Annotated in this window: 10 protein-coding genes; 6 read left to right on the plus strand and 4 right to left on the minus strand. The window is 73.0% G+C overall.

What is annotated here, in order from left to right; genetic code table 11:
- Position 1: 1 nt before the first annotated feature.
- Positions 2-907, minus strand: coding sequence for an N-acetyl-1-D-myo-inositol-2-amino-2-deoxy-alpha-D-glucopyranoside deacetylase (gene mshB / locus Nocox_RS36745; RefSeq protein WP_020545049.1), 906 nt, complete (start codon positions 905-907; stop codon positions 2-4).
- Positions 908-950: 43 nt separating this feature from the next.
- Here mshB and Nocox_RS36750 point away from each other — a divergent pair, with 43 nt between their 5' ends.
- Entirely contained in the window at positions 951-3026 is a 2076-nt protein-coding gene (locus Nocox_RS36750) for a S9 family peptidase (RefSeq protein ID WP_020545050.1), read from the plus strand.
- A 16-nt stretch (positions 3027-3042) separates the two neighbouring features.
- Here Nocox_RS36750 and Nocox_RS36755 read toward each other — a convergent pair whose 3' ends face one another.
- From Nocox_RS36755 to Nocox_RS36765, 3 genes are read right to left on the minus strand one after another with little or no spacing between them, the layout of a single operon-like run.
- Positions 3043-4794 (minus strand): ABC transporter ATP-binding protein, encoded by a 1752-nt coding sequence (locus Nocox_RS36755; protein ID WP_020545051.1) that lies wholly within the window; start codon positions 4792-4794, stop codon positions 3043-3045.
- Between the two features lie 3 nt (positions 4795-4797).
- Positions 4798-6486 carry an ABC transporter transmembrane domain-containing protein gene (locus Nocox_RS36760; RefSeq protein WP_026214735.1) on the minus strand — a complete coding sequence of 563 codons (1689 nt, stop codon included), beginning with the start codon at positions 6484-6486 and terminating at the stop codon, positions 4798-4800.
- Between the two features lie 55 nt (positions 6487-6541).
- Positions 6542-7771 carry an MFS transporter gene (locus Nocox_RS36765; RefSeq protein WP_020545053.1) on the minus strand — a complete coding sequence of 410 codons (1230 nt, stop codon included), beginning with the start codon at positions 7769-7771 and terminating at the stop codon, positions 6542-6544.
- A 45-nt stretch (positions 7772-7816) separates the two neighbouring features.
- On the opposite strand from Nocox_RS36765, the gene Nocox_RS36770 reads away from it, so the two are divergent.
- The 5 genes from Nocox_RS36770 to Nocox_RS36790 are packed head-to-tail and all read left to right on the plus strand — an operon-like array spanning position 7817 to position 14824.
- Positions 7817-11317: a nitrate reductase subunit alpha gene (locus Nocox_RS36770; RefSeq protein WP_020545054.1), complete on the plus strand. Its 3501-nt coding sequence runs from the start codon at positions 7817-7819 to the stop codon at positions 11315-11317.
- Positions 11317-12933 (plus strand): nitrate reductase subunit beta, encoded by a 1617-nt coding sequence (gene narH / locus Nocox_RS36775; RefSeq protein WP_020545055.1) that lies wholly within the window; start codon positions 11317-11319, stop codon positions 12931-12933. The genes Nocox_RS36770 and narH overlap by 1 nt, the downstream gene beginning before the upstream one ends.
- Positions 12930-13478: a nitrate reductase molybdenum cofactor assembly chaperone gene (narJ, locus tag Nocox_RS36780; protein WP_020545056.1), complete on the plus strand. Its 549-nt coding sequence runs from the start codon at positions 12930-12932 to the stop codon at positions 13476-13478. Before narH ends, narJ begins: the two co-directional genes overlap by 4 nt.
- Complete coding sequence (gene narI, locus Nocox_RS36785; protein WP_020545057.1) at positions 13475-14155, plus strand: respiratory nitrate reductase subunit gamma; 681 nt, start codon at positions 13475-13477, stop codon at positions 14153-14155. The genes narJ and narI overlap by 4 nt, the downstream gene beginning before the upstream one ends.
- A gap of 48 nt (positions 14156-14203) precedes the next feature.
- Positions 14204-14824, plus strand: a complete 621-nt coding sequence (locus Nocox_RS36790; protein ID WP_020545058.1) for a phosphotransferase — start codon at positions 14204-14206, stop codon at positions 14822-14824.
- Positions 14825-14854: the final 30 nt, after the last annotated feature.

The raw sequence follows: 14854 nt of genomic DNA on the forward strand, positions 1-14854 counted from the left end.
GTTAGTGGATGCCCGCGAAAAGATCGTTCTCGCGGTCGTGCGGCTCGCCGAGCCCGCCCGCCTCGACCGGCGGCCCCGGCACCGGCCGTCCGGGCACGCCGGAGGCCAGCACGAAGTGCTCGACGCCCAGCACCTCCTGCCCGATGTTGTTGGACAGCGCGAACCACGGCTCCCGGACGGTGATCTGGGTGACGTGCGCCCGCATCGCCTCGACCTTGTGGCCGAGCCACGGCCGCGCGTCGATCTCGGTGGTGACGTCCGCGTCGTGGTTGCCGAAGGGCATGTCGTCCACGTCCTCCAGCAGGAAACCGGTGCCCGCCTCGTGCAGCGCCTCCGCCGAGCGCCGCATCACCGACCTGGGCAGGGCCGTGTGGTAGAACTTCGCGACCTGCCAGGGCTCGCCGTCGCAGAAACCCGTCTTCGCGGCCAGCTCGACCGCCCTGCGCGCCACCCGGTGGGCCTGGATGTGGTCGGGATGGCCGTAGAAGCCGTTGGCGTCGTAGGTGACGAGGACCTGGGGGCGTACCTCGCGGATGACGCCGACCAGCTCGCCCGCCGCCTCGTCGAGGTCGGCGCGCCAGAACGCCCTGGGGTGGTCGTTGGTGGCCGCGCCCATCATGCCCGAGTCGCGCCAGCGTCCCGGCCCGCCGAGGAAGCGGTGGTCCTCGACGCCGAGCGCCGCGCAGGCGGCGGCGAGCTCGCCGACCCGGTAGGGGCCCAGCCGGTCCTCCCTGTCGGCGGCCAGGTGCGCCAGCTCGGCGGGGATGACCTCGCCCTCCTCGCCCAGCGTGCAGGTGACCAGGGTGACGTGGGCGCCTTCCGCGGCGTACTTGGCCATCGTGGCGCCGGTGCCGATCGACTCGTCGTCCGGATGGGCGTGCACGAGCAGCAGGCGTCGGTCCGTCATGCCAGGAGCGTAACAAGGCCGCATTCCTGGCAGGATTGGCCCCATGAGTGAGAGCTTCCCGCGTCTGTCTGCCAGGACCCGCCGGTTCACCCTCGGGGTGCCCAGGGGCTTCACCATCTCCCCCGACGGCGGCCGGGTGGTCTTCCTGCGCACCCGGTCCGGCACCGACGCCGTGACCTGCCTGTGGGAGCTCGACACCGCCACGCACGTCGAGCGGCTGGTCGTCGATCCGCGGCTGCTGCACGGCGACGACGAGGAGAACCTCCCGCCCGAGGAGCGGGCGAGGCGCGAGCGCAGCAGGGAGGCCGCGAGCGGCATCGTCGCCTACGCGACCGACGCGGCGGTGACGCGGGCCTGCTTCGCGCTGTCCGGCGGCCTCTACGTGGCCGAGCTCGCCTCCGGCGAGGCCCGCAGGCTGGAGACGCCCGGCGCGGTCATCGACCCCCGGCTGTCGCCCGACGGGCGGCACGTCGCCTACGTCACCGGCGGCGCGCTCCGCGTCCACGACCTCGTCTCGGGCGAGGACCGCGCGCTCGCCACGCCGGAGTCGGAGACGGTGACGTACGGGCTGGCCGAGTTCATCGCCGCCGAGGAGATGGACCGCCTGCGCGGCTACTGGTGGGCGCCGTCGAGCGACGCGCTGCTGGTCGAGCGGGCCGACGAGGCCCCGGTGCGGATCTGGCACATCGCCGACCCCGCCCACCCCGACCGCACCCCGGTGGCCCACCGCTATCCGGCCGCCGGCACGCCCAACGCCCGCACCGAGCTCTACGTGCTCGGGCTCGACGGGTCGCGGGTCGCGGTGCCGTACGACGAGGAATACCTCACCACGGCCGCCTGGGACGATCACGCGCTGTCCATCGTGACCCTGACCCGCGACCAGCGGACCATGCGGCTGTCCACGGTCGACCCGGTGACCGGCGCCGCCACGCTCGTGCGCGAGGACACCGACCCGGCCTGGGTCGACATCGTCACCGGCGTGCCGGCGCACCTCGACGACGGCTCCCTCGTCTGGGTGGCCAACGGCGAGGGCGGCCACCGGCTGCACGTCGGTGACAAAGTGGTGACGCCGCCGACGCTCCAGGTGCGGGCGGTGCTGGACGTCGACCACGACAGCGTGCTGTTCAGCGCGAGCGGCGACCCGACCGAGATCCAGCTCTGGACCTGGGACGGGCACTCGCTGCTGCCGGTCTCCACGCGGTCCGGGGTGTTCTCCGGGCGGATGGCCGGCGGGGTGGGCGTGCTCGCCGAGCAGAGCCTCGACACCGAGGGCGTGTCGGTGACGGTCGTGCGGCGCGACGGCATGGCGGTGCCGATCCCGTCGTACGCCGAGCGGCCCGGCCTCGACCTGCGGGTGTCCATCGGCCGGGCCGGGCGGCGCGAGCTGGCCACCGCCGTGGTGCTGCCCTCATGGCACCAGCAGGGCTCGGGCAAGCTGCCCGTGCTCATGGACCCGTACGGCGGGCCGCACGCGCAGCGGGTGCTCAACCGGCGGGGCGCGTTCCTGGAGAGCCAGTGGTTCGCCGAGCAGGGCTTCGCCGTGGTCGTGGCCGACGGCCGGGGCACGCCGGGGCGGGGCACGGCGTTCGAGCGGGCGGTGCGGGGCGACCTCGCCACCCCGGCGCTGGAGGACCAGGTCGACGCCCTCCAGGGCGTGGCCGAGCAGTACGGCGACGACCTCGACCTGTCGCGGGTGGCCATCCGGGGCTGGTCGTTCGGCGGCTTCCTGGCGGCGCTGGCGGTGCTGCGGCGGCCGGACGTGTTCCACGCGGCCGTGGCCGGCGCGCCGGTGATCGACTGGCGGCTGTACGACACGTGCTACACCGAGCGCTATCTGGGCCACCCGGACGAACAGCCCGAGGTGTACGAGAACTCCTCGCTCCTCGCGGACGCCGCCAAGCTGGAGCGCCCGCTCATGATCATCCATGGTCTCGCGGACGACAACGTGGTGGCGGCCCACACGCTGCGCCTGTCGTCGGCGCTGCTGGCCGCCGGTCGCCCGCACACGGTGCTGCCGCTGTCGGGTGTCACGCACATGACGCCGCAGGAGGTGGTGGCGGAGAACCTGCTGCTGCTCCAGGTGGACTTCCTGAAGAAGTCGCTGGGCATCACCACCTGACCCGCGGCCGCGAGGGTCACCGGGGGACGGGGGTGCCGTGCCAGCTCGCCCACAGCGCCGCGTACGACCCTCCCTCGGCCACCAGCTCCTCGTGCGACCCCAGCTCGCTGATCCGCCCGTCCTCCACCACGGCCACCCGGTCCGCGTCGTGGGCGGTGTGCAGCCGGTGCGCGATCGCGATGACCGTGCGGCCGTCCAGCACGGCGGCCAGAGACCGTTCCAGGTGCCTGGCCGCCCGCGGGTCGATGAGGGAGGTGGCCTCGTCCAGCACCAGGGTGTGCGGGTCGGCCAGCACCAGCCGCGCGAGGGCGAGCTGCTGGGCCTGGGCCGCCGGGACGGGCGACCCGCCGGACCCCACCTGGGTCTCCAGCCCCTCCGGCAGGCCGAGCACCCAGTCCAGCGCGTCCACGGCCTCCAGCGCCGCGCGCACGGCCTCGTCGCCGGCGTCCGGCCGGGCGATGAGGAGGTTGTCGCGCACGGTGCCCTTGAACACGTGGTGCTCCTGGGTGACCAGGGCGACGTGGCCGCGCAGCTCGTCCAGCGGCAGGTCCACGAGCGGCACCCCGCCCACCGTCACCGACCCGTCGCGCGGACCGTGGATGCCCGCGAGCAGCCGTCCCAGCGTGGACTTCCCCGCCCCGGACGGCCCCACCATCGCCAGCCGCTCACCGGGCCGCACGGTCAGCGAGACGCCGTGCAGCACGTCGCGGCCCTCCCGGTAGGCGTAGCGGACGTCTCGGGCCTCCAGCCGTTCGCCCGCCGGGCGCTCGCCGGCGGGCGCGCGGTCGTCGGGCACGTTCGCCACGCCGAGCAGCCGGGCCATGGCGGCACCGCCCACCTGCAGCTCGTCGATCCACATGAGGAACCTGTCGAGCGGGTCGATGAGCTGCTGGGCGTAGAGCGCGGCGGCGGTGACCTGCTCAAGCGTCACCCAGCCCTTGGTGTAGAACAGCCCGCCGACCAGCAGCGCGCTCACCACGGGGATGACGTAGCCCAGCTCGACCGCTGGGTACCAGACGACCCGCAGCCCGAGGGTGTAGCGCTCGGCGGCGTAGGAGCGGGCGATGTCGGTGTCGGCGCGCGCCCGGCGGCGCTCCTGCAGCCCGAGCGCCTCGACGGCCCTGGCCCCCTCGACGGTCTCGGCGAGCCCTTCGGTCATGTCGGCGTAGGCGGCGTTCTCGCGCAGGTAGCCGTCCCTGGCCCGCCGGAGGTACCAGCGGGTGGCCACGACGATGACCGGCCCCGCGAGCAGCATCGGCAGCATGAGCAGCGGGCTGACCAGCACCAGCGCGCCCATGGTGATGAAGAACGTGACCATCGCGATCAGCGTCTCCGGCACCGCGTGCCGCACGGTCCGCGACAGCGAGTCCACGTCGCGGGACGTGCGGGTGATCAGGTCGCCGGCCCCGGCCCGCTCGACCGTCGACAGCGGCAGCGCGAGCACCTGGTCCACGAACTCCTCGCGCAGCTCGGCCAGCACCTTCTCGCCCAGCTTGGCCGAGGCGAGCACCGCCCACCGCATGAGCAGCCCCTGCACCAGCAGGAACCCGCCGATGGCGACCGCCACGACGACGACGTCGACCGCGACGCCGCGCTCGATGTCGTCCACCAGCCCGCCGAGCTGCCACGGCACCACGAGCCCCGACACGGCGGCCAGCGCGTGCAGCGCCAGCGCCGAGCCGAGCTGCCGCGGATATTTGAGCGTCAGCCGCCTCGCGTAGGCCCGCACCTGCTTCCGGTCGGCGACCGGCAGGATCTCCCTGGCCATGGTTCAGCCCTCTCCTCGGGTGACGGTCGCCGCGTACTCGGGCGAGGTGTCCAGCAACTGCCGGTGCGTCCCCTCCGCCAGCACCCGTCCGCCCTCGACGTAGATCACGTGATCGGTGCGGTCGAGCACGAGCGGGCTGGTCGTGCAGACCAGCGTCGTCCTCCCTGCCCGGCTCTCCGCCAGCCGCTGGGCGATCCGCGCCTCGCTGTGGGCGTCCACGGCGCTGGTCGGCTCGACCAGGACCAGCACCTCGGGGTCGGCCAGCAACGCGCGGGCGAGGCGCAACCGCTGCTGCTGCCCGCCGGAGAACTCCCGCCCCGCCTCGGCCACCCAGGTGTCGAGCCCGTCGGGCAGCGCCTCCACGATGTCCTCCGCGCAGGCGACGCGCAGCGCCTCACGCAACCGCTCCTCGTCGCCGGCGGCCCGCACGTCGAGCTCGTCCCGCAGCCGGCCGGTGAAGAGGCGGGCGCCGTTGTCGGCGACCAGGATCCGGCGGCGGACCTCGTCGACGGGCAGCAGGCTCAGGTCGGCGGAGCCGAACGTCACGTCGCCGTCGGCGTAGCGGCCGAGGCGGTCGGCGATGGCGACGGCGTCCTCGGGAGCGCTCGCGGCCACCGCCGTCAGGACGCCCGGCTGGACGGTCACGCCGCTGTAGCAGTCACGCAGCACCCCGCCCCCGCTGCCGCCCTTGCCGCCTTTGATCTCGGGCTCGATGGACAGGATCCTGATCACCCGGCCGGCCGCCACGTGGCCCTTGGTGAGCTTGTCGGCGGCCTCGGTCAGCGTCCGCATGGGGCCGATCAGGAACACCGCGTACAGGTAGAACGCGACGAGCTGACCGGTGGGGATCTGGCCGGCGACGGCGAAGGATGCGCCGACGCCGGTGACGGTCGCGATGAGCAGGCCGGGCAGCAGGATCTGCGCGCCTTCGAGCACCGACTCGACGCGCGCGACCCGCACCCCGGCGTGCCGCACCCGCTGCGACTCCTCGCGGTAGCGCCTGGCGAACACCTGCTCGCCGCCGATCCCGCGCAGCACCCGCAGCCCCGCGACGATGTCGGCGGCCCTGGTGGACAGGTCGCCGGTCAGCTCGCGCTGCCTGGCCTGCCGCCGGTGCAGGGGTTTGAGCAGCGGCCCGACGGCGACGGCCATCAGCGGGACGCCGAACAGCACGAGCAGGCCGAGCGGCAGCGACGTCGAGATGAGGATCACGGTGACGGTGATGATCGCCACCACCGAGCCGGTGCCGCGCAGCAGGATGTCCATGGAGCTGCCGATATGGGCGATGTCGGAGTTGCCGACGCTGACGACCTCGCCGGTGGAGAGCCGCTTCGGCAGCGTCGCGCCCAGCCTGGCGGCGTGGCGGCTGGTGAGCTGCACGGTGCGGTAGGCGGCGGCCAGCCAGTTGTAGACGGCCATCCGGTGGCGCATGATCCCGCTGAACGCCTGCACCAGCCCCAGCCCGAACAGGACGGCCGCCCAGGTCAGCAGCGCGTCGGTGTCCTTGGCGGTGACCGCTTCGACGCCCTTCCCGAGCACGGCAGGCATCAGCGCCTGCACCAGCCACCAGAGGGTCGCGTAGCCGATGCCCGCGAGCAGGGCAGATGACTGCCGCCGGGCGTTCCACCACAGGTAGCGCAGCGGGCTGCGGAGGTCGGGCACGCCGGGATCGGCATCAGGAAGGGAGCGCATAGCCTGACAACCTTGACGGAGCGTCAGTCCGCGCGGCAAACCATTTTCCCGGCGCCTACGTCCCGCCCGTCACCTGGCGGAACGCGCGCCACGTGTACAGCAGGGCCGCCGCCGCGGTGATCGCCAGCAGCACGTACCCGATCGCGTACGTGCCGGTCGCCGAGTAGACGGCGCCCATGACGAGGGGCGGGAAGTAGCCGCCGAGTCCGCCGGCGGCGCCCACCAGGCCGGTGACCGTCCCCACCTTGGCCGGCTCCACGAGCTTGGCGACCAGCGCGAACACGCCGCCCGTCCCCAGCCCGAGGAAGAAGGCCATGAGGACGAAGCTCAGCCCGGCCGGCACCTCCACGGGCGGGTGGAAGATCAGGACGATCGCCATGAGCGCCACCCCGCCGAACGAGATGAGCAGCACCCGCACGGCCCCCAGCCGGTCGGACAGCGTGCCGCCCAGCGGCCGGGACAGGACGGCCGCGATCGAGAAGCCGGCCGTGCGGAGGCCCGCCTCGGTCTGGGCGAAGCGGTAGGCGTTCTCCAGCAGCGCCGGCAGGTACGTCGAGAAGGCCACGAACCCGCCGAACGTGACCGCGTAGAGGAACGAGCACTGCCAGGTGGCCTTGATCCTCATGGCGTCGCGCATGCGCGGCAGGGCGGGCGCGGTCGCCGGGGACCACCGGGGCGAGTTACGGCTGGCGCCCAGCATGAGCACCCCGGTCAGCGCCAGCACGGCCGCCATCAGCACGTGCGTGGCCGGCCGGCCGAACGCCTCGACCAGGCGCGGGGTGAAGAAGGCCGACAGCGCGGTCCCGCCCATCCCCGCGCCGAAGACGCCGGTGGCGAAGCCGCGGCGGGCGGGCTCGTACCAGGCGTTGACGAAGGGGATGCCGATGGCGAACGACGTCCCGGGGATGCCGAGGAGGAAGCCCCAGAAGAGCAGCCAGCCGTACGAGTCGGACCAGCCGACGAACAGCACGGGGATGATCGAGACGAAGCAGACGGCGGCGAACATGCGCCGCCCGCCGAACCGGTCGGCCAGCACCCCGACCGGGATCCGGCCGAGGGCCCCGACCAGGACGGGGATCGCGACGAGGAGCGAGGTCTGGGTGGGCGTGAGGCCGAGCTGCCTGTTGTAGGTGGCGGCGAGCGGGCCGATGAGGTTCCAGGCCCAGAAGGTGACGGCGAAGGCGAAGGTCGCGAGGACCAGGTTGCGGCCCTGACCGGCGCGCAGGACCGCCGCGTCGGGGTCCGGGGGGCCGGGCGACCGGGAACCTTTACGAAGCTCAGACATACACCCTGTGTAACAGAGAGTCACTATCCGTGATGAAGTGGGGGTATGAGCGCCGAGGACGTCCTTCTCAAGACCGGCCGTTTCCTGCGCAGATCCGCGGCCACCAGCGGTGACCTGCACAGCCTGCACCTGGTCGGCGGCACCGAGGGCGACGCCTTCTACCGGGACCGGTGGAGCCACGACAAGATCGTCCGGTCCACGCACGGGGTGAACTGCACGGGTTCGTGCTCGTGGAAGGTCTACGTCAAGGACGGCATCATCACCTGGGAGACCCAGGAGACCGACTACCCGAGCGTGGGCCCCGACCGCCCCGAGTACGAGCCCCGCGGCTGCCCGCGCGGCGCCGCCTTCTCCTGGTACACCTACTCCCCGACCCGGATCCGCTACCCGTACGCGCGGGGCGTGCTGGTCGAGATGTACGCCGAGGCCCGCGAGCGCCTCGGCGACCCCGTCGCGGCCTGGGCCGAGATCACCGGCGACCCGGAGAAGCGGCGCGCCTACCAGCGGGCCCGCGGCCGGGGCGGGCTGGTCAGGATCGGCTGGGACCTGGCGGCCGAGCTGGTCGCCGCCGCGCACGTCCACACGATCGCCGCCTACGGCCCCGACAGGATCGCCGGTTTCTCGCCGATCCCGGCCATGTCGATGGTCTCGCAGGCGATCGGCTCGCGTTTCGTGTCGCTGCTCGGCGGCACCATGCTCTCCTTCTACGACTGGTACGCCGACCTGCCGATCGCCTCCCCGCAGGTGTTCGGCGACCAGACGGACGTGCCGGAGTCGGCCGACTGGTGGGACGCCGCGTACCTGATGATGTGGGGCTCCAACGTGCCGGTGACGCGCACGCCGGACGCCCACTGGATGGCCGAGGCCCGCTACCGGGGCCAGAAGGTCGTGGTCGTCAGCCCCGACTACAGCGACGCCGCCAAGTTCGCCGACGAGTTCCTGAGCGTGCGCCCCGGCACGGACGGCGCCCTCGCCATGGCGATGGGCCACGTCCTGCTGAAGGAGTTCTTCGTGGAGCGCGCGACGCCGTTCTTCACCGGCTACGTCAAGCGTTTCACGGACCTGCCCTTCCTCGTCCGCCTGGAGCGGCGGGACGGCGGGCACGTGCCGGACAGGTTCCTCACGGCCCGCGACCTCGGCCTGCGGGAGGAGGCGGCGGAGTGGAAGACGGTCCTGCTGTCGCGCAACGGCCGCCCGGTGGTGCCGAACGGCTCGGCCGGCTTCCGCTGGAGCGAGTCGGGCAAGGGCCGCTGGAACCTGAACCTCGGCACCGACCCCAGGCTCACCGTGATGGACGAGTGGAGCCAGGCCGCCGAGGTGCTGCTGCCCCGCTTCGACGGCGGCGGCCCGCTGGTCAGGGGCGTTCCGGTGACCAGGGTCAACGGGCATCTCGTCACGACGGTCTACGACCTGCTGCTCGCCCAGTACGGCGTCCGCCGCCCCGGCCTGCCCGGCGACTGGCCGGAGGGCTACGAGGACGCGGCGCGGCCGTACACGCCGGCGTGGCAGGAGCCCATCACCGGCGTGCCCGCCGAGCGGGCCGCCCGCCTGGCCCGCGAGTTCGCGCGGACCGCCGAGGCCACCGAGGGACGCTGCATGATCGTGATGGGCGCCGGCGTGGCGCAGTGGTTCCACGGCGACACGATCTACCGGGCGTTCCTGTCGTTGCTGCTGCTGACCGGCTGCCAGGGCCGCAACGGCGGCGGCTGGGCGCACTACGTGGGCCAGGAGAAGTGCCGTCCGCTGGCGGGCTGGCAGGTGCTCGCGAGCGCCGCCGACTGGGCGCGGCCGGCCAGGCTGGTCCCCGGCACGCCGTTCTGGTACCTGCACACCGGCCAGTGGCGCTACGACCGCTTCGACGCGGGCGAGCTGGCCTCGCCGCTGGGGCGCGGCGCGTTCCGCGGCAGGCGCACGGCCGACCTGGTGGCCGAGGCGGTGCGCAACGGCTGGGTGCCGATGGCCCCGGCGTTCGACCGCAATCCGCTGGAGCTCGGGGACGCACCCGATCCGGTCGCGTACACGCGGGAGGAGCTGCGCTCGGGCCGGCTCCGCTACGCCGCCGAGGACCCGGACGACCCGCGCAACTGGCCGCGGGTGCTCACGCTCTGGCGCTCCAACCTGTTCGGCTCCAGCGCCAAGGGCAACGAGTACTTCCTGCACCACCTCCTCGGCGCGGCCTCGAACCTGGAGCACCCCGATCCCGGGGCGGCGAGCGGCAAGCTGGACCTGCTGGTCACGCTCGACTTCCGCATGACGTCCTCGACGGTCTTCTCCGACGTGGTGCTGCCGGCCGCCACCTGGTACGAGAAGCACGACCTCTCCTCGACCGACATGCACCCGTTCGTCCACGCCTTCAACCCGGCGATCAGCCCGCCCTGGGAGACCCGGACGGACTTCGCCGCCTTCCACACGATCGCCCGCGCCTTCAGCGACCTCGCCCGCGAACGGCTCGGCGTGCGCAGGGACGTGGTGGCGACCGCCCACCAGCACGACACGCCGACCGAGCTGAGCCACGACCGCGAGCCCGCCCTGCACGTCGTCGAGCGTGACTACGGCGCGCTCGCCGACCAGCTCGCCGCCCTCGGCCCGCTCACGGAGCGGCTCGGCCTGCCGGTGAAGGGGGTGACGTTCCGGCCGGAGGAGGAGGTGGCCTGGCTCGGCGCGCGCTGCGGCCTGGTGCCGCGCGGCGTGGCGAAGGGACGTCCCGAGCTGGACACCGCCGCCAAGGCGTGCGAGGCGATCCTCGCGCTGTCGGGCGCGAGCAACGGCCGCCTGGCCGCGCAGGGCTTCCGCGAGCTGGCCGAACGCACCGGGACCGACCTGTCGGGGCTGGCCGACGAGGGCCACAGGATCGTCTTCTCCGACACGCAGGCGCGGCCGGCGCACGTCGCCACGAGCCCCGAGTGGTCGGGCAAGGAGTCGTCGGGCCGCCGCTACGCGCCGTTCACGGTCAACGTCGAGCACGGCAAGCCGTGGCACACCCTGACCGGCCGGATGCACTTCTTCCTCGACCACGACTGGATGCACGAGTACGGCGAGTCGCTGCCGGTCTACCGCCCGCCGCTGGACCTCGCCGCGCTGCTCGGCGAGAGCGGCCGGCTGCGCTACCTGACGCCGCACAGCAAGTGGTCGATCCACTCGGAGTACCAGGACAACCTGCTCATGCTGTCGCTGTCGCGCGGCGGCCCGACGATCTGGATGTCGGACGAGGACGCCGCCCGGCTCGGCGTGGCCGACAACGACTGGGTGGAGGCCGTCAACCGCAACGGCGTGGTCGTGGCCCGCGCCGTCGTCTCCCACCGGATGCCGCCGGGCACGGTCTACATGCACCACGCCCAGGACCGCCTGGTCGACGTGCCCCTGTCGGAGGCGACCGGGCGCCGGGGCGGCATCCACAACGCGCTGACCCAGGTGCTGATCAAGCCGACGCACCTGATCGGCGGCCACGCCCAGCTCTCGTACGGCTTCAACTACTTCGGCCCGACCGGCAACCAGCGCGACGAGCTCACGACCATTCGCCGCCGCTCCCAGGAGGTGCGCTACTGATGCGGATCATGGCCCAGATCGCCATGGTGATGAACCTGGACAAGTGCATCGGCTGCCACACCTGCTCCGTCACCTGCAAGCAGACGTGGACGAACCGTCCCGGCGTCGAGTACGTCTGGTTCAACAACGTCGAGACCCGCCCCGGCCAGGGCTACCCGCGCCGCTACGAGGACCAGGACCGCTGGCGGGGCGGCTGGACGCTGGACCGCAAGGGCAGGCTCAAGCTCCGGGCGGGCGGCCGGCTGCGCAAGCTCCTCACCATCTTCGCCAACCCGCTCATGCCCTCCATCCAGGACTACTACGAGCCCTGGACCTACGACTACGGGAACCTCACGCGGGCCCCGCTGTCGGCCGACGTGCCCGTCGCGCCACCGAGGTCGCTGCTGAGCAACGAGCCGGCCGCGATCCGGTGGAGCGCCAACTGGGACGACAACCTCGGCGGCGACCCGTCGCCCGACCCGGTGCTGGCGCGCCTGTCGGAGCAGGTCAGGCTGTCGTTCGAAGAGGCGTACATGTTCTACCTGCCGCGCATCTGCGAGCACTGCATCAACCCGTCGTGCGTGGCCTCCTGCCCCTCCGGCGCGCTGTACAAGCGCGAGGAGGACGGCATCGTGCTCGTGGACCAGGACCGGTGCCGGGGGTGGCGCATGTGCGTGACCGGCTGCCCGTACAAGAAGATCTACTTCAACCACCGCACCGGCAAGGCGGAGAAGTGCACGTTCTGCTTCCCGCGGGTCGAGGTCGGGCTGCCGACGGTCTGCTCGGAGACGTGCGTCGGCCGCCTGCGCTATCTCGGCGTCCTGCTGTACGACGCCGACCGGGTCGCCGAGGCCGCCGCGGTGCCGGACGAGCGCGACCTGTACGAGGCCCAGCTCGACCTGTTCGCCGACCCGCACGACCCGGTCGTGGCGTCCGCCGCCCAGGCCGCCGGCCTGCCCGCCGAATGGCTGGAGGCCGCGCGCCGCTCGCCGGTGTACGACCTGGTCAAGCGGTACCGGATCGCGCTCCCCCTGCATCCCGAGTACCGGACGCTGCCCATGGTCTGGTACGTCCCGCCGCTCTCGCCGGTCGTGGACGCGCTCGCCGGCACCGGCCACGACGGCGAGGACGCGGTCAACCTGTTCGCCGCCATCGACGCGCTGCGCATCCCGGTCGGCTACCTGGCGGAGCTGTTCACGGCGGGCGACCCCGCGCCGGTGACCGCGGCGCTGCGCCGGCTCGCCGCGATGCGGTCGTACATGCGGGCGGTCAACCTGGGCCTCCCGCCGGTCCTGCCGCCGGAGGCGGGCCTGGAGGAGGAGGACCTGGCGGCGATGTACCGGCTGCTCGCCCTCGCCAAGTACGACGAGCGCTACGTCATCCCGACCGCGTACGGCAACCAGCCCGGCGTCGTGGAGGAGGCCGGCTGCAGCCTCGACTACGACGGCGGGCCGGGCATGCAGGGGCCGTTCGGCGAGGCGTCGGGCCGCCCGCAGCCGGTGTCGGTCGAGAGCTTCCACGGGCTGAGGGAGCGCCAGACCGGCGAGGACGTCACCCATCAGCGGGTCAACCTGCTCAACTGGGACGGCCGGGGCGTCCCCGCCGGGCTGTTCCCGCCGAGGAGGAACCGGCCGTGAAGGTGCTCTGGCAGGCCGCGGCCCACCTGCTGGCCTATCCGGACGAGCGGTTCTGGCGGCGGCTGCCGCTGATCAGGGAGGCGGCCGAGCCGCACTTCGCCGCGTTCCTCGACCGGGCCGCCGAGCTGGGGGCGGGTGAGCTGGCCGCGCACTATGTGGAGACGTTCGATCTGGACCGGCGCTGCTGCCTCTACCTGACGTACTACGCCGACGGCGACACCCGACGGCGGGGCGCGTCGCTGGCCGCGCTGAAGCGCCGCTACCGGGCCGCCGGGTGGGAGCTGATGGAGGACGAGCTGCCCGACTTCCTGCCGGTGGTGCTGGAGTTCGCCGCGCTCGACCCGGCGGGGGCCGAGGTGCTGCGGGAGCACCGGGTGGGGCTGGAGCTGCTGCGGGCGGCGCTGGAGGGGCGCGGGTCGCCGTACGCGCTGGTGGTCGGCGCGGTGTGCGGCACGCTGCCGCCCGCGACCGCCGAGCAGCGGGCGGCGGTGCGGCGGCTGGCGGCCGGCGGGCCGCCGGCCGAGAGCGTCGGGAGGCAGGCGTGAGCGGGGGCGAGAGCCTGCTGTGGGTCGCCGCGCCCTACGTCACCCTGGTGATCTTCGTGGGCGGCCTGATCTGGCGCTACCGCTACGACCAGTTCGGCTGGACCACCCGCTCGTCCCAGTTCTACGAGCGGCGGCTGCTGCGGGTGGCGAGCCCGCTGTTCCACTACGCGCTGATCGTCGTGATCGCCGGCCACGTCACCGGCCTGCTCGTCCCGCCGGCCTGGACCGACGCGATCGGCGTGAGCAACGACACCTACCACGCGAACGCCCTCTTCTGGGGAGGGATCGCCGGGGTGGCCGCGCTCGCGGGGCTGGCCCTGCTGATCTACCGCCGGCGTACGCGGGGGCCGGTGTTCCTCGCGACGACGGCCAACGACAAGACGATGTACGCGGTGCTGGCGGCGGCGATCATCACCGGCGTGGTGACGACGGCGGCGGGGTTCGCGCCGAGCGAGGAGAGCTACCGGACGACGGTCGCGCCGTGGTTCCGGGGGGTGCTCACCCTGCGTCCCGACGTGATGGCGATGAGTAGGGCGAACGGTCTTTACAAACTGCACACGGTGGTGGGGATGGGGCTGGTCGTACTCTTCCCGTTCAGCCGCTTGGTCCACGCACTTTCCGCCCCTGTGGGGTATTTGTTCCGTCCTTACATCGTGTATCGGAGGCGGGCGAGGTAGCGTGGCGCGGGTCCCGGGAGGGGTCCGGGTGCGCCAGAATCGTCCCTTGTGAAGCACGGGTACACCAACAGCACATTCGGCGACGGCGCCCTGGTCGTGAAGTGCTACCAGGGCCCCGAGGCGGCGTTCAGGCTGAGCACGGAGAGCAGATACCTGCGCCGCCTGCGCGGCCGCATCCCCGTCCCGCGCGTTCACCAGATCACCTCCACCAGCCTGACCACCCGCTTCGTCTCCGGCGAGCACGGCCAGGACCTCATGGACGACGGCCACGCCGTGGAGGTGCTCACCGAGTGCGGTCGCGTCCTCGGCGGCATCCACCGCCTGGGGATCGTGCACGGCGACTACGGCCCCCAGAACATGCTCTTCGACCCGGCCACCTTCCGCACCACCGCGATCCTCGACTGGGAGTGGGCCCACCCCGGCCGGCCCGTCGAGGACCTCGCCTGGTGCGAGTGGATCATCCGCAGCCACCACCCCGAGCACGTGCCGCTGCTGGAGCACTTCTTCGCCGCCTACGACGGACTCGTCCCCGACTGGGCGGAGCGGCAGGCGGCCATGCTGGCGCGCTGCCGGGCGCTGCTCGAGTTCTGCGCGCGGTGGGAGCCGGGCGGCGACGGCGAGAAACTGTGGCTCCGCCGCCTCGACACCACCACCGCCTGGTCGGAGTGACCGCCCCTTTACGGAGCCGCCTCGGCCAGC

The sequence above is a fragment of the Nonomuraea coxensis DSM 45129 genome, from assembly GCF_019397265.1.
GTDB classification, from domain to species: Bacteria; Actinomycetota; Actinomycetes; order Streptosporangiales; family Streptosporangiaceae; genus Nonomuraea; species Nonomuraea coxensis.

Excerpts from the sequence above, each read along its gene's own strand:
- Nocox_RS36760 (WP_026214735.1), bottom strand. The coding sequence starts at position 6,486 with ATGCGCTCCCTTCCTGATGCCGATCCCGGCGTGCCCGACCTCCGCAGC.
- Nocox_RS36755 (WP_020545051.1), bottom strand. The coding sequence starts at position 4,794 with ATGGCCAGGGAGATCCTGCCGGTCGCCGACCGGAAGCAGGTGCGGGCC.
- Nocox_RS36765 (WP_020545053.1), bottom strand. The coding sequence starts at position 7,771 with ATGTCTGAGCTTCGTAAAGGTTCCCGGTCGCCCGGCCCCCCGGACCCC.
- narH (WP_020545055.1), top strand. The coding sequence starts at position 11,317 with ATGCGGATCATGGCCCAGATCGCCATGGTGATGAACCTGGACAAGTGC.
- Nocox_RS36750 (WP_020545050.1), top strand. The coding sequence starts at position 951 with ATGAGTGAGAGCTTCCCGCGTCTGTCTGCCAGGACCCGCCGGTTCACC.
- Nocox_RS36770 (WP_020545054.1), top strand. The coding sequence starts at position 7,817 with ATGAGCGCCGAGGACGTCCTTCTCAAGACCGGCCGTTTCCTGCGCAGA.
- mshB (WP_020545049.1), bottom strand. The coding sequence starts at position 907 with ATGACGGACCGACGCCTGCTGCTCGTGCACGCCCATCCGGACGACGAG.